Source organism: Streptomyces sp. HD, assembly GCF_028369295.1.
GTDB lineage: Bacteria > Actinomycetota > Actinomycetes > Streptomycetales > Streptomycetaceae > Streptomyces.
Window position 1 is genome coordinate 56,260 of sequence record NZ_JAQMYP010000037.1, and the last position, 25,654, is coordinate 81,913.

General features: G+C 70.7%; 19 protein-coding genes. 13 read left to right on the plus strand and 6 right to left on the minus strand.

The annotated features are described in order from the left end of the window. Window positions 1-48 precede the first annotated feature (48 nt). Window positions 49-711, minus strand: a complete 663-nt coding sequence (locus POF73_RS30780; protein WP_272122033.1) for an ArsR/SmtB family transcription factor — start codon at window positions 709-711, stop codon at window positions 49-51. Between the two features lie 86 nt (window positions 712-797). Here POF73_RS30780 and POF73_RS30785 point away from each other — a divergent pair, with 86 nt between their 5' ends. Together POF73_RS30785 and POF73_RS30790 are read left to right on the plus strand one after the other, a co-directional pair. Beyond that, complete coding sequence (locus POF73_RS30785; RefSeq protein WP_272122036.1) at window positions 798-2,156, plus strand: MBL fold metallo-hydrolase; 1,359 nt, start codon at window positions 798-800, stop codon at window positions 2,154-2,156. Further along, window positions 2,153-3,430, plus strand: coding sequence for an MFS transporter (locus POF73_RS30790; protein WP_272122038.1), 1,278 nt, complete (start codon window positions 2,153-2,155; stop codon window positions 3,428-3,430). Before POF73_RS30785 ends, POF73_RS30790 begins: the two co-directional genes overlap by 4 nt. On the opposite strand, the gene POF73_RS30795 is transcribed toward POF73_RS30790, so the two are convergent. Beyond that, window positions 3,427-4,266, minus strand: coding sequence for an endonuclease/exonuclease/phosphatase family protein (locus tag POF73_RS30795; protein ID WP_272122040.1), 840 nt, complete (start codon window positions 4,264-4,266; stop codon window positions 3,427-3,429). The genes POF73_RS30790 and POF73_RS30795 overlap by 4 nt on opposite strands. Window positions 4,267-4,369: 103 nt before the next feature. Further along, window positions 4,370-5,266, minus strand: coding sequence for a helix-turn-helix domain-containing protein (locus POF73_RS30800; protein ID WP_272122042.1), 897 nt, complete (start codon window positions 5,264-5,266; stop codon window positions 4,370-4,372). A 177-nt stretch (window positions 5,267-5,443) separates the two neighbouring features. Between POF73_RS30800 and tkt the strand changes: the two genes are divergently transcribed. From tkt to POF73_RS30835, 7 genes are read left to right on the plus strand one after another with little or no spacing between them, the layout of a single operon-like run. Continuing rightward, window positions 5,444-7,537, plus strand: a complete 2,094-nt coding sequence (gene tkt, locus POF73_RS30805; RefSeq protein WP_272122044.1) for a transketolase — start codon at window positions 5,444-5,446, stop codon at window positions 7,535-7,537. 18 nt (window positions 7,538-7,555) lie between these two features. Further along, complete coding sequence (gene tal, locus POF73_RS30810; RefSeq protein ID WP_272122046.1) at window positions 7,556-8,728, plus strand: transaldolase; 1,173 nt, start codon at window positions 7,556-7,558, stop codon at window positions 8,726-8,728. Next, window positions 8,725-10,254 (plus strand): glucose-6-phosphate dehydrogenase, encoded by a 1,530-nt coding sequence (gene zwf / locus POF73_RS30815; protein WP_272122048.1) that lies wholly within the window; start codon window positions 8,725-8,727, stop codon window positions 10,252-10,254. Before tal ends, zwf begins: the two co-directional genes overlap by 4 nt. Continuing rightward, window positions 10,251-11,186 carry a glucose-6-phosphate dehydrogenase assembly protein OpcA gene (gene opcA / locus POF73_RS30820; RefSeq protein WP_272122050.1) on the plus strand — a complete coding sequence of 312 codons (936 nt, stop codon included), beginning with the start codon at window positions 10,251-10,253 and terminating at the stop codon, window positions 11,184-11,186. The genes zwf and opcA overlap by 4 nt, the downstream gene beginning before the upstream one ends. Window positions 11,187-11,190: 4 nt before the next feature. Next, complete coding sequence (gene pgi / locus POF73_RS30825; protein ID WP_272122113.1) at window positions 11,191-12,849, plus strand: glucose-6-phosphate isomerase; 1,659 nt, start codon at window positions 11,191-11,193, stop codon at window positions 12,847-12,849. A 5-nt stretch (window positions 12,850-12,854) separates the two neighbouring features. Further along, window positions 12,855-13,730 carry a phosphogluconate dehydrogenase (NAD(+)-dependent, decarboxylating) gene (gnd, locus tag POF73_RS30830; RefSeq protein ID WP_272122115.1) on the plus strand — a complete coding sequence of 292 codons (876 nt, stop codon included), beginning with the start codon at window positions 12,855-12,857 and terminating at the stop codon, window positions 13,728-13,730. A 6-nt stretch (window positions 13,731-13,736) separates the two neighbouring features. Continuing rightward, a complete protein-coding gene (locus POF73_RS30835; protein WP_272122052.1) occupies window positions 13,737-14,324 on the plus strand; it encodes a histidine phosphatase family protein in 588 nt (195 codons plus the stop codon). A 15-nt stretch (window positions 14,325-14,339) separates the two neighbouring features. On the opposite strand, the gene POF73_RS30840 is transcribed toward POF73_RS30835, so the two are convergent. Continuing rightward, window positions 14,340-15,614: a lipase family protein gene (locus POF73_RS30840; RefSeq protein ID WP_272122056.1), complete on the minus strand. Its 1,275-nt coding sequence runs from the start codon at window positions 15,612-15,614 to the stop codon at window positions 14,340-14,342. Between the two features lie 357 nt (window positions 15,615-15,971). On the opposite strand from POF73_RS30840, the gene POF73_RS30845 reads away from it, so the two are divergent. Next, complete coding sequence (locus POF73_RS30845) at window positions 15,972-18,833, plus strand: peroxidase family protein (protein ID WP_272122058.1); 2,862 nt, start codon at window positions 15,972-15,974, stop codon at window positions 18,831-18,833. Window positions 18,834-18,886: 53 nt separating this feature from the next. Then, window positions 18,887-20,350: a membrane-associated oxidoreductase gene (locus tag POF73_RS30850; protein WP_272122060.1), complete on the plus strand. Its 1,464-nt coding sequence runs from the start codon at window positions 18,887-18,889 to the stop codon at window positions 20,348-20,350. A 6-nt stretch (window positions 20,351-20,356) separates the two neighbouring features. On the opposite strand, the gene POF73_RS30855 is transcribed toward POF73_RS30850, so the two are convergent. Continuing rightward, the gene (locus POF73_RS30855) at window positions 20,357-22,156 is read right to left on the minus strand and encodes a bifunctional sugar phosphate isomerase/epimerase/4-hydroxyphenylpyruvate dioxygenase family protein (protein WP_272122062.1); all 1,800 of its coding nucleotides are present in this window, start codon (window positions 22,154-22,156) and stop codon (window positions 20,357-20,359) included. A 121-nt stretch (window positions 22,157-22,277) separates the two neighbouring features. Then, entirely contained in the window at window positions 22,278-23,165 is an 888-nt protein-coding gene (locus tag POF73_RS30860) for a shikimate dehydrogenase (protein ID WP_272122064.1), read from the minus strand. A 168-nt stretch (window positions 23,166-23,333) separates the two neighbouring features. On the opposite strand from POF73_RS30860, the gene POF73_RS30865 reads away from it, so the two are divergent. Further along, on the plus strand, window positions 23,334-23,999 hold the full coding sequence (locus tag POF73_RS30865) for a TetR/AcrR family transcriptional regulator (RefSeq protein ID WP_272122066.1): 666 nt from the start codon (window positions 23,334-23,336) through the stop codon (window positions 23,997-23,999). A 195-nt stretch (window positions 24,000-24,194) separates the two neighbouring features. After that, window positions 24,195-25,541, plus strand: coding sequence for an MFS transporter (locus tag POF73_RS30870; RefSeq protein ID WP_272122068.1), 1,347 nt, complete (start codon window positions 24,195-24,197; stop codon window positions 25,539-25,541). Window positions 25,542-25,654 lie beyond the last annotated feature (113 nt).

Below are 25,654 nucleotides of genomic sequence, written 5' to 3' on the forward strand. Positions count from 1 at the left end.
CAGGTTTCGTAGACACATGGGATCCCCCTGTCAAGGGAGCCCGTCGGTTCACGCCGCTGTCTCGACCGGCAGGTCGGCCAGTCGCCACTCCAGCATCCCGTCGGTGAGGCGTACGGCGCGGCGGCCGCGGTCCCGCAGGAGGCGTACGGCGTCGTGGGCCAGGACGCAGTAGGCGCCGCGACAGTAGGCGACCACCTCGGTGTCGTGCGGCAACTCGGCGATGCGGTCGGCGAGTTGGTCGACGGGGAGGGAAAGGGCGCCCGGGATGTGTCCGGCGGCGTACTCCTCGGCGGGGCGTACGTCCAGGACGACGATCTCGCCGGCCGCCGCACGGGAGAGGAGTTCCTCGCGGTCGACCGCTGTCGTGTCGTCGGTGCCGAGGTAGGCGGTGCGGGCGGGTTCGACGGCGGGCTGGTGGGTCCGGGCGACCTGGCGGAGCAGGGCGTAGAGGGCGGCGACGTCGTCGCCGGCCAGGCGGTAGTGGATGCGGACGCCGTCGCGGCGGGTGGCGACCAGGCCGGCCTGTCTGAGGGTCTGGAGGTGCGCCGAGGCGGTGGTCAGGTTCAGGCCGGCGGCCTTGGCGAGGGCGTCGACGGTGCGCTCGCCCTGGGCCAGCAGATCGAGCAGTTCCAGGCGTTTTCCGCTGCTCAGCGCCTTGCCGGTGCGGGCGAAGGCGTCGTACAGGGCGGCTTTGCGCGTTGCGTCTCCCATGGCATCCTCCATAATTCCATGGAATATTGTAAGTGAAGGGTGGGCGGATGGGCCACCCGGCTCGTACCGTGGCAGTGGAGGACCCCATGGGCTTCGCCGACGATCATCTGATTCCGCTGGTCGACACCGGCCTCGGCAACAGCGCCTATCTCGTCGACCTGGGCGACGGCCGCGCCCTGGCGGTGGACGCGAGCCGTGATCTGCGGGCCCTGCGCGCCGAGGCCGGGCGGCGGGGGCTGACCGTCGCCTTCGCCGCCGACACGCATCTGCACGCCGACTTCCTCACCGGCGCGCTCCAGCTCGCCGCCGACGACGGGGCGACGGTGCTGGCCTCCGCCGCCGGGCGGCGCGCCTTCGAGCACCGGGCCCTGTCGGACGGCGACGAGGTGGACCTGGGCGGCCTGACCCTGCGCGCGCTGGCCACCCCCGGTCACACGGACGAGCACCTGTCGTTCCTGCTCCTGGACGGCGCACGGGAGTTGGGGGTCTTCACCGGCGGTTCGCTGATCGTCGGCTCGGCCGCCCGCACCGATCTGCTGGGCGCCGCCCGCGCGCAGGAGCTCGCCCGCGCCCAGTACCGCTCCCTGCGGCGGCTGGCCGAGCTCCCGGACGGGACGGCCGTCTGGCCCACGCACGGCGCCGGTTCCTTCTGCTCCGCCCCGCCGGGCGCCGAGCGCACCACGACCATCGGCGCCCAGAAGCGGGCCAACGCCCTGCTCGCCGCGCCGGACGAGGACAGCTTCGTACGGGAACTGCTCGGCAGCCTCGGGTCCTACCCCGCGTACTTCGACCGGCTGGCCGAGGTCAACCGGCTGGGTCCTGCGGTCCTCGGCGCGACGCCCGCGCTACCCGCGCTGCCGCCCGCCGAAGTGCGTCGGCTGCTCGGCGAGGGTGCGCAGATCGTCGATGTCCGACGCGTCCGGGACTTCGCCGCCGGTCACATACCCGGCGCCCTCTCGGTCCATCTGCGGGACCAGTTCGCCACCTGGCTGGGCTGGCTGCTGCCCGGCGACAGCCCGCTCGTCTTCGTCACGGCGCCCGGCCAGGATCTCGCCGAACTCACCTGGCAGGCCCTGAAGATCGGGTACGAGCGGCTGTGCGGGCACCTGACCATGGACGCCTGGACGGCCGACGGCGGCGCCCAGGAGACCGTCGACCTCGTGGCGGCCGACCGCGTCGGCGACCGCCGCGTGCTCGACGTGCGCCAGCGGTCCGAGTGGGACTCCGGGCACATTCCCGGCGCCGTCGGCATCGAGCTGGGCGATCTGGAAGGCCGTACGGACGAGGCGCCGTCGAGCGCCCTGGTGCACTGCGCCCACGGGGAGCGGGCGATGACCGCCGCCAGCCTCCTGCAGCGCACCGGCCACCATGACGTCGCCGTCCTCAAGGGCGGCCCCGACGACTGGGCCCGGGTCACCGGCCACCGCCTCCAGGAGGGTGCGTGACCCCGCACGCCGACGCCCGGGCCGTACGGCTCGGGCTGCGCGCCAACCTGGCCCAGTTCGCTCTGCTCGTCCTCGTCAACGCGCTGGTCGGCGGCATGCTCGGCCAGGAGCGCACGGTGCTGCCGCTGCTCGCCGACCAGGTCTTCCGGCTGTCCGCCTACACGGCCGCCCTCACCTACATCCTGGCGTTCGGCGCGACGAAGGCGGTGACCAACTTCTTCGCGGGCACCCTCTGCGACCGGTACGGCCGCAGACCGGTGCTGATCGCCGGGTGGCTGGTCGCGCTGCCCGTGCCGGCGATGCTGGCGTGGGGTCCGTCCTGGGGATGGATCGTCGCCGCGAACGTCCTGCTGGGTGTCAACCAGGGCCTGACCTGGTCCACCACGGTCATCATGAAGATCGACCTGGCCGGCCCGGAGCGGCGGGGCCTGGCGATGGGCCTCAACGAGGCCGCCGGATACGGCGCGGTGGCGGCCACGGCGATGGCCACGGGCGCGATCGCCGAGCACGCCGGGCTGCGCCCCGAGCCGTTCCTGCTGGGCGCCGCGTATCTCGTCGTAGGCCTGGGCCTGTCCGTGTTCGCCGTCCGCGAGACCCGCGGGCACGCCCGCGCGGAGGCCGCGCTGCATCCCGTACAGGCGCCGGAGGAACGGGAGTTGACGACGGCCCGGATCGCCCGCCGCACCAGTCTGACCGACAAGGCGCTCTCGGCCGCCAGCCAGGCGGGCCTGGTCAACAACCTCAACGACGCGCTCGCCTGGGGCGTCTTCCCGCTGCTGTTCGCCGCGCATGGTTTGTCGGTGGCGGAGATCGGCGTGCTGGCGGCGCTGTATCCGGCGGTGTGGGGTGCGGGCCAGTTGGTCACCGGCTGGTGGTCGGACCACATCGGCCGGAAACCGCTGATCACGGCGGGCATGCTGCTCCAGGCGGCCGCGATCGGCCTGGTCGCCGAGGGGACCACGTTCACGGTGTGGGCCGTCGCTCAGATCCTTCTCGGTATCGGAACGGCGCTGGTCTATCCGACGCTGCTCGCAGTCATCGGCGATGTCGCCCATCCGGCCTGGCGGGCCCGCGCGGTCGGCGTGTACCGCCTGTGGCGCGACGGGGGCTTCGCGGTCGGGGCGCTGCTCTCGGGAGTCCTGGCCGACACGTACGGGCTGACCCCGGCGATCTGGACGGTCGCGGCACTGACGGCCGCTTCGGGCCTGGTGGTGGCGGTGCGCATGTACGAGACGCGGGGTTCGGTGACGCCCCGGACCGAAGCGGCGCCTTAGGCCAGGTCCAGGTCGGCACGGAACAGGTCGTGGTCCGAGGCCTCGGTCTGATGCACGGCGTGCTCAAGCGGGGCGATGCCGCGCAGGAACACGTAGTCGAACTTGGTCTGCCAGTCGGTGGTCGTCTCGCAGGTGCCGGTCTGCGAGGAACGGCACTGGGGGTCCGCGTCCGTGGCCAGTGCCCACATCCCGTCGAGTTCGGGGGCGTCGGGCACGGCGTTGAAGTCGCCGAGGACGATCGCGCGGTCCTGCCGGGCGACTTCCTTGGCGAGTACGCCGACCTGCCGTGCTCGGACCGCCTCTTGACGTCGATGGGCGAGGTGCGTGTTGAAGACGCGGACGGACTGTCCGCCCACCTTGGTGGTGACCGCCATGTACCCGCGGTCCTCGGATCCGCCGTCGGGGTATTCCGCGGCCACATGGCCGGTCATCGGTGCCGCCGAGAGGATGGCCTGGCCGTAGGCCCCGGGATTCCACGGCACTCCCCCGCAGCGGCCCCAATTCCGCAGAACCGTCCCGTACTCGACGTGGTAGACGAGCCCGTGCAGGTTCTCCAGATGGTCCCGGATCCTCTCGACGTCCCGCACGCACGCTTCCTGCAGGCCGATGACCTGGGGCGCGTACCGGGCGATCTCCGCCGCCCGGTCGACGTTGCTCGTCTCGCAGGGGTTGCAGATGTTCCACGTCATGACCCGGTTCGGTACGACGTCCTTGACGGCTTCGACGGACCGTGACCGGCCGAAGAGGGGACCCCCCGGTGTACTGGGGCCGACCAGCACCACGCAGGCCACGATCACGGCGCCCGCGAGCAATCGCGTGCCACTTCCGAGCACCATCGCCTCCTCACCGCGGACGACGTCCGCCGCCTCCAGGCACGAGATTATGGGACGGGGCTGTCGGCGCCGCGTGAGGGCGGCCGGATCCCGGCGGCCTCGGGCGTCAGCGAAGCTCCGCACGGAACGCCGCCGGTGTCGTCTCGGTGTGCTGGTGAAAGAACTTGGAGAAGTTCGCGGCGTCCGGGAACCCGATCGCCGCTCCCACCCGCCCGATCGGCAGGTCCGTGTGGGCGAGCAGCCGCTTCGCCTCCAGGACCACCCGCTTGTCGATGAACCCCTTGGGGGTCTCGCCGGTGGCGGCGCGGACCGCGCGGACGAGGGTGCGGCGCGAGTAGCCGAGTTGGTCGGCATAGGCGCTGACGCTGTGGTTGGTGGCGAAGCCCTGCTCCACCGCGTCCCGGAACAGGGTGAACGTCGTGTCGCCCTGCCGGCGCGCGGCCTCCGCCGAGCTCGCGGCGAGATGAGCCAGGCGCAGCAGGAACGCCGTCAGCGAGTGGCGCAGGACGGCGGTGTGCAGGCTCAGGGGGAGGGTCGTCGTGTCCTCGTACTCGCTTCGGAGTTGGGCCAGCGACGACCGCAGAGCGCTGAGCTGGGCCTCGTCGGGGCGGAGCAGGGGTGGGAGGTCGTAGCGGTAGAGGCCGGTGGCCTCGACCGTGGCGCGCGGCAGGAAACCCGGCTGCATGGCCAGGACGATCCCCCGGTACTCGCTCGTCCGTGAGAAGCGATGGACCTGGCCGGGGCGGATCCACAGCAGGTCGCCGACGCCCGCCTCGTACTCCGTGAAGTCGATCATGTGGCGTACGGGGCCCGCACCGAAGAGCATCACGACGTGGAAGTCGATGCGGTGCACGCGTTCGAGCGGCGCCTCGTCGGCGTGCCAGGTGTGACCGGTGCCGCCCATCGGGCCGATCTGCATGCCGACGCCGCCGACGCTCAGCTCGACGGGAAAGGGGAAGGTCCTGATCCCTCCGTCGCCGGCTTCGACCCTTGTGTCCACCATGTCCGTCTCGCGCCGTCTCAGTCGTGCGTGGCCCGCGCTCAGCCGTGCGCCGCGCTCCTCGCCGTGTCCCACTTTCACCACAGCCTGACACACGTGGACCTTCCCTCGTAAAAGTCAGACTTTTACTTTTGAACGCGTTGGACCAGCCACTTCGCTCCGATCGAGGACTTTTTGAAGATGAGCACGCAGACACCGGACAGCTTCGAATGGACCGAACTCGACCGGCGTGCCGTCGACACGGCCCGCCTTCTCGCGGCCGATGCCGTGCAGAAGGTCGGCAACGGGCACCCGGGCACCGCGATGAGCCTCGCCCCGGCCGCGTACACGATCTTTCAGAAGGTGATGCGTCACGATCCCGCCGATCCCGAGTGGACCGGACGGGATCGTTTCGTTCTCTCCCCCGGCCACACCTCGCTGACCCTCTACACCCAACTGTTCCTCGCCGGGTACGAGCTGGAGCTCGACGACCTCAAGGCCTTCCGGACGCACGGTTCGAAGACGCCGGGTCACCCCGAGTACGGGCACACCGCGGGCGTGGAGACCACCACCGGCCCGCTCGGGCAGGGCGTCGCCAACGCCGTCGGCATGGCGATGGCCGCCCGCTACGAGCGCGGTCTGTTCGACCCGGAGGCGCCGGAGGGCGAGTCCCCGTTCGACCACACCATCTGGGCGATCGTCTCCGACGGCGACCTGGAGGAGGGCGTCTCCGCCGAGGCCTCCTCGCTGGCCGGCCACCAGAAGCTCGGCAACCTGGTCTTCCTGTACGACGACAACCACATCTCCATCGAGGGCGACACGGCGACGGCGTTCTCCGAGGACGTGCTGAAGCGGTACGAGGCGTACGGCTGGCACGTGCAGCGGATCGAGCCCGCGCTGGGCGGCGACATCGACGTCGCCGAGCTGTACGGGGCGCTGCGGGCGGCGCAGGCCGAGACCGAGCGGCCCTCCATCATCGCGATGCGCACGATCATCGCCTGGCCCGCCCCCAACGCGCAGAACACCGAGGCCTCCCACGGCTCCGCCCTCGGCGCCGAGGAGATCGCCGCCACCAAGCGCATCCTCGGCTTCGACCCGGAGCGGTCCTTCGAGGTCGCCGACGAGGTCCTCGCGCACAGCCGCCGTGCCCTGGACCGGGGCGCCGAGGCGCACGCCGCCTGGGACAAGCAGCTCGGCATCTGGCGCGCCGCCAACCCCGAGCGCGCCCAGCTGTTCGACCGGATCGTCGCCGGTCAGCTGCCCGAGGGCTGGGAGTCCTCGATCCCGGTGTTCGAGGAGGGCAAGTCGGTCGCCACCCGCGCCGCCTCCGGCAAGGTGCTCCAGGCACTCGGCCCGGTCGTCCCCGAGCTGTGGGGCGGCTCGGCCGACCTGGCCGGCTCCAACAACACCACCATCGACAAGACGAGTTCGTTCCTGCCGAAGGGCAACCCGCTGCCGGAGGCCGACCCGTACGGCCGCACCGTCCACTTCGGCATCCGCGAGTTCTCGATGGCCGCGGAGATGAACGGCATCGCGCTGCACGGCAACACCCGTGTCTACGGCGGCACCTTCCTGGTGTTCTCCGACTACATGCGCAACGCCGTGCGCATGTCCGCGCTGATGCAGCTGCCGGTGACGTACGTCTGGACGCACGACTCCGTGGGCCTCGGCGAGGACGGCCCGACCCACCAGCCGGTCGAGCATCTGGCCGCCCTGCGCGCCATCCCGGGACTGAACATCGTCCGCCCCGCCGACGCCAACGAGACGGCTATCGTCTGGGCCGAGATCCTCAAGCGGCACTCCACCGACCCCGCCCCGCACGGCCTCGCGCTCACCCGCCAGGGTGTGCCGACGTACGCGCCCAACCCGGATGCGGCGAAGGGCGGTTACGTCCTTCGGGACTCGTCCACCGGGACGCCCGAGGTCGTTCTCATCGCGACCGGCTCCGAGGTTCAGCTCGCCGTCGCCGCGCGGGAGCGGCTGGAGGCCGAGGGGATCGGCACCCGGGTGGTGTCGATGCCGTCCGTGGAGTGGTTCGAGGAGCAGCCGCGCGAGTACCGCGAGAGCGTGCTGCCGCCCGCCGTGAAGGCGCGGGTCGCCGTCGAGGCCGGGATCGGGCTGACCTGGTACCGGTTCGTGGGCGACGCCGGACGCATCGTCTCCCTGGAGCACTTCGGCGCCTCGGCCGACGCGAAGACCCTGTTCGCCGAGTACGGCTTCACCCCCGAGAACGTGGCCGCCGCCGCCCGGGCTGCATTGAATTCGACTACGAGGCTTGCCGCCGCCCGCGGTTGACCTGAACGCAGAAAGAAGATGATCACTGTGACCACCGAAGCAACCGCGACCTCGGGCACGCTGAAGCGCCTCGCCGACGAGGGCGTATCGATCTGGCTGGACGACCTGTCGCGCAGGCGGATCGAGTCCGGCAACCTCGCCGAACTCGTCGCGGACAAGAACGTCGTGGGCGTCACCACCAACCCGTCCATCTTCCAGGCCGCCATCGGCTCCGGCGAGGGCTACGAGGAGCAGCTCGCCGACCTCGCCGTGCGGGGCGTCACGGTCGACGAGGCCGTGCGCATGATGACCACCGCCGACGTGCGGGCCGCCGCCGACATCCTGCGGCCCGTGTACGACGCGACCGGCGGCCGGGACGGCCGGGTCTCCATCGAGGTCGACCCGCGGCTCGCGCACCACACGGCGGCCACGATCGCCGAGGCCAAGCAGCTGGCCTGGCTGGTCGACCGCCCCAACGTGATGATCAAGATCCCGGCGACCAAGGCCGGCCTGCCCGCCATCACCGAGGTCATCGGCCAGGGCATCAGCGTCAACGTCACGCTGATCTTCTCCCTGGAGCGCTACCGCGAGGTCATGGACGCCTACCTCTCCGGCCTGGAGAAGGCCGCGGCGCAGGGCCTGGACCTGTCCGGCATCCACTCCGTGGCGTCCTTCTTCGTCTCCCGCGTCGACAGCGAGATCGACAAGCGACTGACCGGGATCGGCACGGACGAGGCCCTCGCGCTCAAGGGGAGGGCCGCGCTCGCCAACGCCCGCCTGGCCTACGAGGCCTACGAGGATGGGTTCGGCTCTGCCGACAATTCGACACGCGAGGGCGCCCGCTGGACCGCCCTCGCCGGCGCCAAGGCCAACAAGCAGCGCCCGCTGTGGGCCTCGACCGGTGTCAAGGACCCGGCGTACAAGTCCACCCTGTACGTGGACGAGCTGGTCGCGCCGGGCACGGTCAACACGATGCCCGAGGCCACGCTGAACGCCACCGCCGACCACGGGGAGATCACCGGCGACACGGTGACCGGCGGCTACGCGCAGGCCCGCGCCGACCTGGCCGCCGTGGAGGGGCTGGGTATCTCGTACGACGAGGTCGTCACCCGGTTGGAGGACGAGGGCGTCGCCAAGTTCGAGGTCGCGTGGCAGGACCTGTTGAAGGCCGTTGCGAAGTCGCTCGGCAGCAAGGGAGCTGACGCAGCATGACCCCCGACTGGGACAACCCCCTGCGCGATGCGCGCGACCGCCGTCTCCCGCGGATCGCGGGCCCGTCCGGGCTCGTCATCTTCGGCGTCACCGGCGACCTGTCCCGCAAGAAGCTGATGCCGGCGGTGTACGACCTCGCCAACCGCGGGATGCTGCCGCCGGGCTTCTCGCTCGTCGGTTTCGCCCGCCGGGACTGGGAGGACGAGGACTTCGCGCAGATCGTGCACGACTCGGTGCGCGAGCACGCCCGTACGGAGTTCCGCGAGGAGGTCTGGCAACAGCTCTCCGAGGGCATGCGGTTCATCCCGGGCGACTTCGACGACGACACGGCGTTCGACCAGCTGCGCCGGACGGTCCAGGAGCTGGACAAGGCGCGCGGCACGAGCGGCAACTACGCCTTCTACCTCTCCGTACCGCCGAAGTTCTTCCCGAAGGTCGTCCAGCAGCTGAAGAAGCACGGTCTGGCGGACGCCCCCGAGGGTTCCTGGCGGCGGGCCGTCATCGAGAAGCCGTTCGGGCGCGACCTCGCGAGCGCCCGGGAGCTGAACGCGATCGTGCACGACGTCTTCGACCCGGAGCAGGTCTTCCGGATCGACCACTATCTGGGCAAGGAGACCGTCCAGAACATCCTGGCGCTGCGGTTCGCGAACCAGATGTTCGAGCCGATCTGGAACCGGTCCTACGTCGACCATGTGCAGATCACGATGGCCGAGGACATCGGCATCGGTGGCCGTGCGGGCTACTACGACGGCATCGGCTCGGCCCGTGATGTCATCCAGAACCACCTCCTCCAGCTGATGGCGCTCACCGCGATGGAGGAGCCGGCGGCCTTCGACGCCGGGTCGCTGCTCACCGAGAAGCTGAAGGTGCTCAAGGCGGTCAAGCTGCCGGAGAACCTCGGCGAGCACACCGTGCGCGGACAGTACGCGGGCGGCTGGCAGGGTGGCGAGCAGGTTCTCGGGTACCTGGACGAGGACGGCATCGACCCCGGGTCGAAGACCGACACGTACGCCGCCGTCAAGCTGAACGTCGACAACCGGCGCTGGGCGGGCGTGCCGTTCTATCTGCGCACCGGCAAGCGGCTCGGACGGCGGGTGACGGAGATCGCCGTCGTCTTCCAGCGGGCGCCGCACTCCCCGTTCGACTCCACCGCCACCGAGGAACTCGGCCAGAACGCCATCGTCATCCGCGTCCAGCCGGACGAGGGCGTGACGGTGCGGTTCGGCTCCAAGGTGCCGGGCACCTCGATGGAGATCCGGGACGTGACGATGGACTTCGCCTACGGCGAGTCGTTCACGGAGTCCAGCCCGGAGGCCTACGAGCGGCTCATCCTGGATGTCCTGCTCGGGGACGCCAATCTGTTCCCCCGTCACCAGGAAGTGGAAGAGTCCTGGAAGATCCTCGACCCGATCGAGGACTACTGGGACCGGCACGGCAAACCGGCGCGGTACGCGTCCGGCAGCTGGGGACCCGAGGAAGCCGACGAGATGCTCGCACGAGACGGACGGAGCTGGCGCAGGCCATGAAGATCGACCTGAGCGACACCACGGCAAGCAAGATCAACAAGGCGCTGGTGCAGGGCCGCCGCGCGATCGGCACGCCGGCCGTGGGCATGGTCCTGACGATGGTGATCGTCACGGACGAGGAGAACGCGTACGACTCGATCAAGGCGGCCGAGGAGGCCTCGCACGAGCACCCCTCGCGCACCCTGGTCGTCATCAAGCGGCACGCCCGGACCCCGCGCGACCGCACCCGCTCCCACCTCGACGCCGAGGTCCGGGTGGGCGCCGACGCCGGCACCGGCGAGACGGTGATCCTGCGGATGTACGGCGAGGTCTCCGACCACGCCGACTCGGTGGTGCTGCCGCTGCTGCTGCCGGACGCGCCGGTCGTGGTGTGGTGGCCGGTGGAAGCGCCGGAGAACCCCTCGAAGGATCCGCTGGGCGCGCTGGCCCAGCGCCGGATCACCGATCTGTACACCACCGAGACCCCGCTGGCGGACCTGGAGGTGCGCGCCCGCTCCTACGCGCCCGGCGACACCGACCTCGCCTGGACCCGGCTCACCCCGTGGCGTTCGATGCTGGCCGCGGCCCTGGACCAGGCGCGGGTGCCGATCGTCTCGGCGGTCGTGGAGGCCGAGGCCGACAACCCGGCCGCCGAACTGCTGGCCCGCTGGCTGGAGGCCCGGCTGCACGTCACCGCCGAGCGGGTCGTCACCGCCGGACCGGTCGTCACGGGTGTGCGGCTGGGCACCGAGAACGGCGAGATCGTCATCGACCGTCCCGAGGGCCCGCTGGCCACGCTGTCCCTGCCGGGCCAGCCGTCCCGCACCCTCGCGCTGAAGGTCCGCACCACCTCCGAACTCATCGCCGAGGAGCTGCGGCGCCTCGACCAGGACGAGATGTACGCCGTCGCCCTGCGGGGCGAGGCCACCAAGGAGACCCCCGACCATGTCTGACCCGCTGTCCGACACCCCCAGGCTCACCCGGCGCCCCGAGTGGACGGCCCTCGAAGACCACCGCGCGGACACGCTGCGGCGCCCGCGGCTGCGTGAGCTGTTCGCGGCCGACCCCTCACGCGCCGAGCGGTACGTGGTACGCGTCGGCGATCTGCGCATCGACTACTCCAAGCACCTGATCAACGACGAGACCCTTGCCCTGCTGCAGGAACTCGCCGCCGCCACCGACGTGTTCGGGCTGCGTGACGCGATGTTCCGCGGCGAGCGGATCAACGTCACCGAGGACCGGGCGGTGCTGCACACCGCGCTGCGGGCGCCGGCCGACGCGGTGATCGAGGTGGACGGCGAGAACGTCGTGCCCAAGGTGCACGCGGTGCTGGACAAGATGAGCGACTTCGCCGAGCGGGTCCGCTCGGGTGCGTGGACCGGCCACACGGGCCGCCGTATCCGCAACGTCGTCAACATCGGCATCGGCGGCTCCGACCTCGGCCCCGCCATGGCGTACGAGGCGCTTCGCCCGTTCACCGCACGGGAGTTGACGTTCCGGTTCGTCTCCAACGTCGACGGTGCCGACCTGCACGAGGCGGTGCGGGACCTGGATCCGGCGGAGACGCTGTTCATCGTCGCGTCCAAGACGTTCACCACCATCGAGACGATCACCAACGCCACGTCGGCCCGCTCCTGGCTGCTGGCCGGGCTCGGCGGCGAGGACAAGGCGGTCGCCAGGCACTTCGTGGCGCTGTCGACCAACGCCGAGAAGGTCACGGACTTCGGCATCGACCCGGACAACATGTTCGAGTTCTGGGACTGGGTCGGCGGGCGGTACTCGTACGACTCGGCGATCGGGCTCTCGCTGATGATCGCCATCGGCCCGGACCGTTTCCGGGAGATGCTCGACGGCTTCCGCAGCGTCGACGAGCACTTCAAGAGCGCGCCCGCCGAGGCCAACGCCCCGCTGATCATGGGCCTGTTGGGCATCTGGTACGGCAACTTCTGCAGCGCCGAGTCGCATGCGGTGCTGCCGTACTCGCACTACCTGTCGAAGTTCACGGCGTATCTGCAGCAGCTGGACATGGAGTCCAACGGCAAGTCGGTGGACCGTGACGGGCACGTCGTCGGCTGGGAGACCGGTCCCGTGGTGTGGGGCACGCCCGGCACCAACGGGCAGCACGCCTACTACCAGCTGATCCACCAGGGCACCCGGCTCATCCCGGCCGACCTGATCGGCTTCGCCCGCCCGGTCGACGAGCTGAGCGACGAACTCAAGGCGCAGCACGACCTGTTGATGGCGAACCTCTTCGCCCAGGGGCAGGCGCTCGCCTTCGGCAAGACCGCGGACGAGGTCCGCGCGGAGGGCGTGCCCGAGGAGCAGGTCCCGCACCGCACCTTCCAGGGCAACCACCCCACCACCACGATCCTCGCCCGCGAGCTGACCCCGTCGGTCCTCGGCCAGCTGGTCGCCCTCTACGAGCACAAGGTGTTCGTGCAGGGCGCCGTCTGGAACATCGACTCCTTCGACCAGTGGGGCGTCGAGCTGGGCAAGGTCCTCGCCAAGCGGGTCGAGCCCGCGCTGACCGAAGGCGCGGACGTCCCGGGTCTCGATGCCTCCACCGCCGCTCTCGTGGCCGCCTACCGTGAACTCAAGGAAGTGAATCTGACATGACAGCCATGCAGTTGGGCCTCATCGGTCTCGGCAAGATGGGCGGCAACATGCGCGAGCGGATCCGCCGCGCCGGCCACACCGTCATCGGCTACGACCGCAACCCCGAGGTCTCCGACGTCAAGAGCCTCGAAGAGCTGGTCCAGCAGCTCGACGCGCCGCGCACGGTGTGGGTGATGGTCCCGGCCGGCACCGCCACCCAGGGCGTCGTCGACGAGCTCAAGGACCTGCTGTCCCCGGGCGACACGGTGGTCGACGGCGGCAACTCCCGCTGGACGGACGACGAGAAGCACGCCGCCGAACTCGGCATCAAGGGCATCGGCTTCGTCGACGCGGGCGTCTCCGGCGGTGTGTGGGGCCTGCAGAACGGCTACGCGCTGATGGTCGGCGGCAACAAGGAGCACGTGGAGCGGCTCCAGCCGATCTTCGATGCGCTCAAGCCGGAGGGGCCGTACGGCTATGTCCACGCCGGCCGGGTCGGTGCCGGGCACTTCTCGAAGATGGTCCACAACGGCATCGAGTACGCCATGATGCAGGCCTACGCCGAGGGCTGGGAACTCCTTGAGAAGGTCAACTCGGTGGACAACGTCCGCGAGGTGTTCCGCTCCTGGCAGGAGGGCACCGTCATCCGCTCCTGGCTGCTGGACCTGGCGGTGAACGCCCTCGACGAGGACGAGCACCTGGGCAAGCTGCGCGGCTACGCGGAGGACTCCGGTGAGGGCCGGTGGACCGTCGAGGCGGCCATCGACAACGCCGTACCGTTGCCCGCGATCACCGCCTCCCTCTTCGCCCGGTTCGCGTCCCGCCAGGACGACTCCCCGCAGATGAAGATGATCGCGGCGCTGCGCAACCAGTTCGGCGGCCACGCCGTCGAGTCGAAGTAGCCCACCGTGGGGGATCTCCTACTGGTCCGCCACGGGGAGACGGAGTGGAGCAGGTCGGGACAGCACACCAGCTGGACCGACCTGCCCCTCACCGGAACCGGCGAGCAACAGGCCAAGTCCCTGTCCCCGCTCCTGTCCGGCCGGACCTTCGCCCTGGCCCTCACCAGCCCACTGCACCGCGCGCTGCGCACCGCCGAACTGGCGGGCGTGGCAGGGGTCGTACCCGACCCGGACCTGCATGAGTGGGACTACGGCGGCTACGAGGGCGTCACCACCGTCGACATCCACCGCACCCGCCCCGACTGGTACCTGTGGACCGACGGCGTGGCTCCCGGCCCGGCCGACCACCCCGGTGAGTCACCTGCCGAGGTGGGCGCACGCGCCGACCGGGTGCTGTCCCGGGTCGAGTCGGCCCTTCCCGACGGCGACGTCATCCTCGTGGCCCACGGCCACTTCCTGCGTGTCGTCACGGCCCGCCGGCTGGGGCTGGCCCCGGCGGACGGGCGGCTGTTCCAGCTGGCGACGGGCACGGTGAGCCGTCTGTCGACGGAACATGGCCGGGCCGTGATCGCGGAGTGGAACGCCAGGCCCTGAATTCCTCGGCCCGGGCTACAGCACGTCTCCGAACTCGCTCAACACCCCTGGTGGGGCAAGCGCGTTGACGTAGTGGCCCGGGCCGTGGTCGTCGAAGGAGTACTTGAAGGGGATCGTGCGGGTCAGGGCGAGGCGGGTGGCGAAGAAGGCGAGCGGGGCCACCACCGCCAGGCCGGCCAGGCTGTCCATCTGCGGGTAGTGCAGGTCCGGTTCCGTCACCTCCCGCCAGCCCTCGTCGCGGCAGCGCAGCAGTGGTCGTACGGATCGGCGGGCGCCCTCCGTGGCGCGGACCGCCAGGTCGCCCCACCCGCCGGTCGCGACGGTGCGCAGAGCGTCGGTCGGCAGGTTGAGGGCCTCGACGGCCGTGTCCGTGGCCGACGTGAGGAGGGCGTCGGTGAGGCCGTGCCGTCGGCGGTAGTGGAACTCGCGGCCGAAGGGGGCGTACGGGCCGACCGGGCGTGGGGGCAGGGCGGGGACGACGTCCCGGTCGAAGATGTAGCGGATGAGGCGGTCGCGCAGGATGTGCGTCCCGTTCGGGCCGGGCGCCTCGGCGCAGGCGCGGGCCAGGTCGGGGCCGCCGATCATGGGCTGGCCGAAGGTGTAGACGCCCCTGAGCCTGTCGGTGATGTGCCGGTAGCGGGGCTCGTGGACGAGGGTCACCGCCATCAGCGCGGCCATGGCGCCGCCGAGGCTGTGGCCGGTGATGTACAGGGCCTCCAGGCCGCCGCCGCGGGCGCCGGGTTCGTCGGGGATGACGGACTCGCCGCGCAGGGCACCTTCCAGGGCCCGGACGACGAGGTGGCGGGTGGCGCGGACGTTGCGGTAGAAGCCGGCGTGGACCTCGTGCCGGCGGCCCTGAAGTTCGACGGTGAGCATCTCCGGCCGTACGTCGGCGTCGGTGAGGATGCTGATGATGTCCTCGGGCTGGGTGCCGCGGTAGGCGAGGATCGCGACCCGGCGGTCCTTGTCCTGGATCAGATAGGCGGCGGACGCGATGTACATGGCGTCCACGCGCTGCTCGAACACCCGGCAGTCGTTCTCCTCCAGCCCGAGCCTGGCCATGATCACGGACAGGGTCTCCGGGTCGCTCTGGTGCTGGAATCCGGCGTACGCGTATGCCGAGCAGGTCGCCATGACGTGCGGGACGACGCCGTCGGGGTCGGGCTGGCGCGCGTCCTCGACGAGCCGGTCCACCAGGTCTGGGTAGACCGGGAAGTCGCTCGGGTCGGTGGGTGGCTTGGCCGGGCGCAAGGCGGCGAAGCTGGGCCCTTTGACGTATGCGTCCCGCATGTGGGACCTCCCCCGGAACGTCGACGGGTGGTGAGCACACCACCCGCCGCCAGGGCCGTCAATGGAGAGGGCGTCAAGGGGGCGTCGGGGAGGTGTCGTTCCCCGGCCAGCCGCGGATGCGGCCGGATGGGGTTGCTGGGATGCTGGGGTGTGGCGGGATGGACGCCCGATGCCGGCCTGTCTTCAGTCGCCCGTTTGACGTGCTCAAAGACCACTCCGCACCTAATTGTTCACATCGGGAACAAGTAGGAGCACATCGGCGCGAACCCTCGCTGCGGGGGTGGTGTGCCGTGGGTAGCGTGCTGGCCCCCAGCCCCCGTACGCATCCGTACGCATCCGTACGAAAGAAGACCACCGATGGCCGAGTCCGGGCAGCACGAGCAGCGCTACGAACGGTACGAAGGCGGCAGTCCAGAGGCGGAACGGCAGATGTTCGAGCAGCTGGCCCGCGAGCTGATGAAGGTGCAGGTCAGGAATCGGCGGGCCGGCGGCGGCGACATCGCACGGGCCTTCCACGCGAAGGCTCCGGTGGCCGTGGAGAACGCCCGGCTGCGCTTCCACGACGACCTCCCGGCGGCGCTGCGTGTGGGGTTCGCCCAGCCCGGCGCCGAGTATCCGGTGACGGTACGGCTGTCCAACGCGAGCGGTATCCGGCAGGGCGACGGCTCGCCCGATCTGCGCGGTGCGGCCGTGCGGGTGCGGGTGTCGCAGGAGGAGAACCACGATCTGCTGGCGACCAGTTATCCGGTGTCGCATGCTGCGAACGCCCGGGAGTTCGTGGCGTTCGCCAAGGCGATGGCGGGCGCCCGCAGCCCGTTGCAGAAGGCGTTCGGGCTGTTCGTGAAGCTGCCGCTGGCCGTGGGGCTCAGGACCGCGGTCCGGATGCGGCGCAATGTGCAGGCGGCGACCCGGCACACCGTCAACTCGCTTGCCAACGAGACGTACTGGAGCCGCGGCGCGATGCTGTGGGGTGAGGCGGGGCCGGTGCGGTTCCTGTTCCGTCCCACGCCGGGCAGCCCGCCCGCGCCCGCCCCGGACCGCCGGGACCCGGATTTCCTGCATCGTGAGTTCGCGCGCCGGCTGGCGCAGACCGACGTCCACTACGACCTGTGTGTGCAGCGGTTCGTGGACGAGCGGCGCACCCCGGTCGAGAACGCCGCGGTGGAGTGGAGGGACGCGACGTCGCCCGCGCTGCCCGTGGCCAGGCTCACCGTCCCCCGCCAGGACCTGGACACCGCGGAGGCACGGGCGATCGCCCGCCGGATCGAGGACCTCGCCTTCAATCCGTGGTACACGACCGAGGAGTTCCGGCCGCTCGGCAACATCAACCGGGCCCGCAAGGCCGCCTACCAGGCATCGAGTGGGCACCGGCTCGGCCTGCGGTTCCTCACCGAGGAACCGGTGCGCAACAAGGTCCTGGGCCGCCCGATGGAGGCCGTGTTCGCGCTGCTGAACCGGTATGTGCCCTGGCACCGGCTGCCGTTGCAGCTGAGCCTGCTGAACCTGGTGTTCCTGCGCAAGGTGCTGCGCCGGCTGAACCTGATCGACACCGAGCCGCACGAGGCGCCGCCGCGCGCCCAGCGGGTGCCCGAGCCGATCCCGGAGCGGCTGCGCGGCGAGCGGTCGTACGACGGCACGTACAACGATCTGTCGCTGCCGCGGATGGGCGCCGTCGGCTCGGCCTTCGGCCGCAATCTGAAGCCCGCCTACCGTCCCGACCTCTTCGACGTCCCGAACCCGGTCACGGTCAGCCGGCAGCTGCTGTACCGGGAGAGCTTCCTGCCCGCGACCTCGCTGAACGTGCTGGCCGCGGCCTGGATCCAGTTCCAGGTGCACGACTGGGTCAACCACCGCCGCCACAAGCCCGGCGAGCGCGCCGTCGAGGTGCCGCTGCCGCCCGGCAGCGGGCCGTGGCACAACACGCCCGGCGGGCCCGGCGAGAACGTGATGCGGTTCGCGGAGAACGAGGGGCTGGAGGTGCCGGGCCGCCCGCCGATCCTGTTCGGCAACACCGCCTCCCACTGGTGGGACGGCTCCGAGGTGTACGGCGGCGACGAGCAGACCGCCCGCTTCCTGCGCGAGGCCGAGGGCCGTGCCGAACTCCGCCTGGAGGACGGCCACTTGCCGTCCGGGCCGGGCGGCGGCATTCCGCTGACCGGCTTCAGCGACAACTGGTGGATGGGCCTGAGCTCGATGCACACGTTGTTCGCGCGCGAGCACAACGCGGTGTGTGCCGCGCTGCGCGCCGAGTATCCGACGATGAGCGAGGAGCGGATCTACCAGACGGCCCGTCTGGTGGTGTCGGCGCTGATCGCGAAGATCCACACGGTGGAGTGGACACCGGCGATCCTCGCCACCGAGGCGATCGACCTGGCCCTGCACACCAACTGGGAGGGGCCGCCGAGCAATTGGCTGAACCAGCTGGGCCTGTGGCTGTTCGAGGCGCACTCGCTGACCGGCATCCCGAAGACCCTGCCGGATCATCACACTGCCCCGTACTCCCTCACCGAGGACTTCGTCACCGTCTACCGGATGCACCCGCTCATCCCGGACGACTTCGAGCTGCGCGAGCACCACTTCGGTCAGCGTCTGGAGACGGTGGGCTTCCTGGACATCCAGGGCGGCGCGGCGGAGTCCCGTATCCGCAAGACGGGTCTGGCGAACACCCTGTACTCGTTCGGCATCGCCCACCCCGGGGCGATCACCCTGCACAACTTCCCGCGCTCGCTGCAGCAGTTCGAGCGGGACGGCGAGATCATCGACCTGTCGGTGGTGGACCTGGTACGGACCCGGCGGCGTGGCGTCCCCCGCTACAACGACTTCCGTGAGGGGCTGCACAAGCCGCGCATCCGCTCCTTCGAGGAACTGACCGAGAACGCCGAGACGCTGGCCCGGCTGAAGGAGGTCTACCGGTCGGTCGACGAGATCGACACCGTCGTAGGCCTGTTCGGGGAGAACCCGCCGGCCGGGTTCGGCTTCAGCGACACCGCGTTCCGCATCTTCATCCTGATGGCCAGTCGACGTCTGCAGTCCGACCGCTTCCTCAACGTCGACTACCGGCCCGAGGTCTACACCCCGCTGGGCATCGACTGGGTCGAACGGGGCGGCATGAACTCCGTGATCCTGCGGCACTGCCCGGAACTGGCGGCACTGCTGCCGCGCGGGGCGAGCGCGTTCGCGCCCTGGCGGACCGTGCGGCCGACGGAGGGGCCGTCCTGACCAGTACGGCGGCGAGTTGACAGGTTCGACGGCCGGCGTCAGAGTCCCGGCTGATGGAGATCAACGATCTGACGCCGGCCGAACTGCGCGTATGGCACGCCTTCCCACGCGGGGAAGTCGTGGACTTCCGCCCCGAAGCCGAGGAGGACACGGCAACCGGAGGCGGCTGGGGCCCGGAACGCACGCTGCGCGCATCGGTGCTGAAGGCTTTACTCGTCAGCGCGCCCCAGGAGGACGGCGAGATCGCCGCACTCAGAGTCCTGGGCGCCCGGATCACCGGCGCACTCGACCTCACCCACGGCATCGTCGGACACCCGATCCGGCTGGCCCACTGCTACTTCACCGACCCGCCCGACCTCTACGACGCCCAGCTGCGCAGGCTCAGTCTGCGCGGCTCCGTGCTGCCCGCACTGGACCTCGGCGGCGTGCGGGTGGAGGGCGTGGTGCGGTTGACGGACTGCCGGATACGCGGGCCTGTGCACCTGAACGGGGCCCAGATCTCGGGTGCCCTGTTCATGGAGCGTGCCGAACTCACCGCACGGGACGCCGAGGAGCCCGTGCTCAAGCTAACCCAGGCGTCGATCGGCGACGAGTTGTCGGCGACCGGGCTGAGAGCGACGGGCGAGGTACGGCTCAACGGCGCGCACGTCTCGGGCTCGATCAACCTGGACGGGGCGCGGCTCAGCCGCCCCGGCCAGGTGGCCCTGGACGCGGTGACACTGGGTGTGGACGGCGACGTCCTGCTGCGGCGCGTGCACGTCGACGGCTGGATAGGGCTGCGGGGCGCCCGCATCGCGGGACGCCTCGATCTGTCCTACGCACGCCTGTCCAACCCGGGCGACATGACGCTGCGGGCCACCAGTTGCACCGTCGGAGAACTGTGGCTGCGCAGGGGCGATCCACTGGACGGCGGTCTCAACCTGCGCCGGGCCCAGATGGACGTCCTGTTCGTGGAGCCGGAGAAGCTGCCGGACAGGGTCCGTCTCGACGGCCTCGGCTACACGACCCTCACCCCGCACGAGCCCGCCGAGCGCCGCCTGCCCATGCTGGAGCGCGAGATCGACGGCTATGTCCCCCATGTCTACGAGCAGTTGACCGCGGTGTACCGCCGCATCGGTGACGACAACGCGGCCCGGCTCGTCCAGCTCGCCAAGCAACGTCGGCAGCGCACCACCCTGCCCTGGTACGGCCGTCTGTGGGGGCACGTCCAGGACGCCACCGTCGGCTACGGCTTCCGCCCGATGCGCGCACTGGGCTGGCTGCTGTCCCTGCTCGCCGTCGGCTCCCTCTCGTTCGCGCTGCACGCGCCCCCGCCGCTGAAGGCGGACGAGGCACCGGACTTCAACCCGGTCTTCTACACGCTCGACCTGCTGCTGCCGGTGATCTCCTTCGGCCAGGAGCCGGCGTTCGCCCCGGAGGGCGGCCAGCAATGGCTGTCGTACGTCCTCGTCCTCACCGGCTGGATCCTGGCCACGACCGTCATCGCCGGCGTGACCCGGACCGTCAGCCGTCAGTAGGCCCGGTCACCGCACCGGCCGCCCGGCGTGCTGGGCGGCCAGCCGCACCGGCGCGTTCTGGGCGCCGTAACCCCGGTAGCCGTCCCGCTGCACGAGCTCGAAGAAGACCCGGCCGACCGTCACGGTGTAGCAGTGCCGGAACTCGCCGTGTGCGTCACGGTCGTAGAGGATGCCCAGTTCGCGGTACGTCTCCAGCTCGCCGTCCGCGAACTCGTGCCGTGCCGCCAGGTCGTCGTAGTAGTTGGCCGGGATCGGCAGCAGCCGTCCGCCCGCCTTCCGGAAACGGCGTGCGGCGGCGACCACGTCGTCCGTGGCCAGCGCGATGTGCTGCGCGTGCACGGTGTCGTCGGTCGGCGCGGCGCCGACGCTCAGGGCGATCCGCACGCTGCCGTCGGCGTTGGTGACGGCGCGGCTGCGCATCAGGCCGTACGGGTCGGCGACGTCCACGCTCTCCTGGGCGTGCAGGCCAAGGACGCTGCGGTGGAAGAGGGTCGCCTCGTCGTAGTGGTGCCAGGGCTGGGTGAGCGCGAGATGGTCGATGCGGTGCACTCCGGGGATCGCCGGCTCGTGCTCCACGTCCGTGAAGTCGGCACGCCAGTCGGGGAGTTGGGGCTGCGCGTCCGCGGCGCAGAAGAACAGTTCCGTGCCGTCGGGTGCCGCGACCGCGTCCAGCGCGGCGTCCTGCGGGGCGCGGCGCCGGGGCAGTACCGGCGCCAGCAGGGCCTCGGCGCGGCGGGTCGCTCCGGCCGGGTCCGGTGACTCAAGGCCGATGGCGGCGAGTCCGGTGCCGTCCCGACGTGCGGCGCCCGCGGTGTTGACCAGGATGCGGGCCTCGCCCTGCTGCCAGAGGTCGACCGGCTTGCTGCGGTGCCGGGCCGTGCGGGCGAAGCCCAGGGCGCCGAGCAGCGCCGAGACGGGTTCCGCGTCGGGGGTGACCAGCTCGGCGAAGGCGACGCCGGTGGGGACGACGGGGGCGGGCGGGGCGGCGATCCCGACCGTCTCCTGCAGCACGAGCAGCGAGCGATGCGCGTCCACGGCGGTCGGGCCGGCCTCGGCCTGGCGGAAGACGTCGTTGAACACTTCCAGGGAGAGCGGGCCGTCGTATCCGGTGTGCAGTACCCGGCGCACGAGATCCGCCACATCGAAGCCGCCCTGCCCCGGGAAGCAGCGGTAGTGCCGGCTCCACTGCAGGACGTCCATCGCGAGCAGCGGGGCGTCGGCGAGCTGAAGGAAGAAGATCTTCTCGCCGGGGATGTCCGCGATGCCGTCGAGATCCTCGGGCGCGGAGCCGCGGGACAGGATGTGGAAGCTGTCCAGGCAGGTCCCGAGCGCGGGATGGTCGGCGGCCTCGACGATGCGCCAGGCATGGGCGTAGGTACTGACGTGCCGCCCCCAGGCCAGCGCCTCGTACGCCACCCGGATCCCGAACCCCTGGGCCAGATCGGCGAGTTGACGCAGATGGTAGGCGGCGAGCGCGTCGTCGTCCACGGCGAGCGGATGGACGCTGGAGCAGACGAGGACGGTGTCCGCACCGAGCCTGCCCATCAGCTCGAACTTGTGCCGGGCGCGCCGCAGATTGCGGGCGAACTCGTCGGCGGGCACGGCCTCGATGTCCCGCATGGGTTGATAGAGGTCGACGGTGAGCCCGAGATCGGCACACCGGGCGCGGATCTCCTCAGGGGTGAGAGGGCTGGCGAGAAGGTCATTCTCGAAGATCTCGACGCCGCCGAACCCGGCCCGGGAGGCGGCGGTCAGCTTCTCGGTGAGAGATCCGCTGAGGGAGACGGTGGCGATGGATGTACGCATGGTCGAGCCCCTTCAAGGTGCCGTTACTACAGCGCCCCGTCAGGGGCGCGGGACTGTGTCGATTTGCGGCTCCGCCGCGTGGGCGCGACCAGCCACGAACGGCCCGCAGCGAACACACCGGCTAACCCGCCGAGCTCTCCACGACCCCGGCCATCTCAGCAATGTCCGCCAGCATTCGCCCACTGTCAGGCTCACGACCGGTGAACAGCCGAAACGCATCCGCAGCCTGGAAAACAGCCATCCCGCCCCCGTCCAGAGCGGCGCAGCCCACCGCCCGGGCGGCCCGCAGCAGCTCCGTCTCCAGCGGCCGATAGACCACCTCGGCAACCCACAACCCGGGATGAAGCAGTTCCGCGGCGAAGGGCAGACCCGGGTGGGCGGCCATGCCGGTAGGGGTGGCATGCACGATGCCGTCGGCCGAGCCGAGCAACTGGGCCAGCTGATCCGGCGCCGCGGCGGCGGCACGCCCCGCGCCGAAGTGCCGGTTCAACGCCCCGGCGAGACCCACCGCCCGGTCGCCAAGCGCGTCGACGACAGTCACCCGCTCCGCGCCGAGCGTCAGCACGGCATGCGCGACGGCCGCCCCCGCTCCCCCGGCCCCCAGCTGCACGACCCGTTCCAGCGGAGCTTCCGGCAGCCCGCGCGCGAACGACGCGGCGAAGCCGGTGACGTCCGTGTTGTGGCCGACGGCCCGGCCGTCCTCGAAGACGACGGTGTTGACCGCGCCCAGCGCCTCGGCCTGCGGGGCGAGCGCGTCGAGGTGCTCGATGACGAGCTGCTTGCAGGGGTGGGTGATGTTGAGCCCGTCGAAGCCCAGGTCACGGGCGGCCCGCACCAGGTCGCCCACCGCCTCGGGCGGGACGCCGAGCATGTCGATGTCGATGAGCCGGTACAGATAGCGCAGCCCCTGCCGGTCGGCCTCCCGCTCGTGCAGCGCCGGGCTGAGCGAGGGGCCGATGCCGGAACCGATCAGCCCGACGAGATACGAGTCCTTGGCGCCCTTGACCACCGGGAGACCTCCTGAGCGGCTCACTAATGTACGAACTGGTGAGTTAGTCATAGCAGGCGGCACGGAGCTTGGGAAGACCTGCCCCGGCACACGGAACGGCGGGGCTTCTACAATCACCGGCACGCGGGTGGGCCACCGGGGCGCACTCGCCCTCGCCGAAGGAAGCCGATGACCAGCGTCGAAGAGCCGGCACGCGCGAACGGGCGGACCCGTGACGCCGCCCGCACCAGGGCCGAGATCCTCGACGTGGCGACGCAGGAGTTCGCCCGTGCCGGATACGACGGCGCCCGGGTGGACGAGATCGCCGCCCGCACCCGCACCACGAAGCGGATGATCTACTACTACTTCGGCGGCAAGGAGCAGCTGTTCACGGCCGTCCTTGAGCGGGCGTACGGCGTGATCCGGGAGGCCGAGCAGGAGCTCGACGTCGAGCATCTGGACCCGGTCGCAGCCATCCGCCGCCTGGCCGAGCTGACCTTCGACCACCATGAACAGCACCCCGACTTCATCCGCCTGGTCAGCATCGAGAACATCCACGGGGCCGAGCACATCGCCGCCTCCGAGAAGCTCGGCAGGATCGGCTCGCCGGCCCTGGACGTGATCCGCCGGATCCTGGAGTCGGGACAGCGGTCCGGCCTGTTCACGGCCGACGTCGACGCCGTCGACCTGCACGCGATGATCAGCTCCTTCTGCTTCTTCCGGGTCTCCAACCGGCACACCTTCGGCGCCCTGTTCGGCCGCGACCTGGTCGATCCGGCGCAGCGGGAGCACTACCGCGCGATGCTCGGCGACATGGTGATCGCCTATCTGACCGCGGAGCGCGCGGCGGACTGAAGCGGCGGACCAAGTCGTACGGCGTCACCTCTTGACACCCGGGAAACGTGGGCGCAACATCCGTAGCCACCGCTACTAACTACCCAGTGGGTTAATTAGCCGGGATCCGGCCCTTCCCCTTCCTCGCCTTCTTCCTCGCCTTCTCACGTTTCCGCTCACTCCGCCTATGTTGGAGTCCCCTCGAAGGAGCACGCCGTGTCCGTCCCCGTCCCCCAAGCCCCGCCCGGGCAGCCGAGGAAAGCCGCCACCGCCGCCTGGATCGGCAGCGCCCTTGAGTACTACGACTTCTTCATCTACGGCAGCGCGGCGGCGCTGATCTTCCCCGAGGTCTTCTTCGACGAGTCCGACCCGGCGACGGCCACCCTGCTGTCGCTGGCCACGTTCGGTGTGGCGTACGCGGCCCGGCCGATCGGCGCGCTGTTCCTCGGTCACTTCGGCGACCGTATGGGCCGTAAGAAGATCATGGTCTTCACGCTGATCCTGATGGGCATCTCGACGTTCCTGATCGGCTGTCTGCCCACCCGCGACCAGGTCGGCACCCTCGCGCCCGTCCTGCTGGTGCTGTGCCGGGTGCTCCAGGGCATCTCGGCGGCCGGCGAGCAGGCCAGCGCCAACTCGATGACGCTGGAACACGCGCCACCGCATCGGCGCGGCTTCTTCACCAGCTTCACGCTGAGCGGCACACAGGGCGGGCAGCTACTGGCGACGCTGGTCTTCATCCCGGTCGCCGCGCTGCCGGAGGAGCAGCTGCTGTCGTGGGGCTGGCGGGTGCCGTTCTGGATGAGCGTGGCGGTCGCCGTCGTCGGCTACGTCATCCGCCGCAAGCTTGAGGAGACGCCGGCCTTCGAGCAGCAGGCCGCCACCGAGGGCGTCGCCAAGCTGCCGCTCGCGGTGCTGATGCGGGAGCACTGGGCGGATGTGCTGCGGGTGATCGGCGGCGCGCTGATCGCCTCGGTCAGCACGATCTTCACGGTGTGGGCGCTGTCGTACGCCACCAGCGACTCGGTCGGGATGAGCAAGTCGTCGATGCTGTGGGTGGGCGCCTTCGCCAACCTGGTCGCCCTCGCCGCGATCCCGCTGTGGGCCACGCTGTCGGACCGTATCGGCCGCCGCCCGGTGTATCTGATCGGCGCCGCCGGCAGCGCGGTGATGATGTTCCTCTACCTGTGGTCGATCTCCACCGGCTCCTACCCGCTGACCCTGCTGCTCGGCGTCGTCACCTTCGGTGTGGTCTACAGCGCCGCGAACGGCGTGTGGCCCTCCTTCTACGGCGAGATGTTCTCCACCCGGGTCCGGCTGTCCGGCATGGCCATCGGCACCCAGATCGGCTTCGCGGTCGCCGGTTTCGCGGTCACCTTCGCCGCGCAGATCGCGGGCCCGAACGGCGACGACTGGTCCGCGGTGGCCCTCTTCACGGCGGCCCTGTGCGTGCCGCCGGTCGTGGCCGCGCTGTCCGCCCGCGAGACGGCGAAGATCCCGACGGAACAGCTGGGCGAGCGGGCGGCGGGGCAGGCCCCGCAGCCGGCAAAGGTGACCGCCTGACTGTCAGCGGGTCCCCGGACGCCAAGAGGGCTCCGGGGACCCGGGCACCGAACAGCCCACCGCGGTGTCGCGCCCCTCAAGGGGCGTGGGGCTGTATCAATATGCGGCTCCGC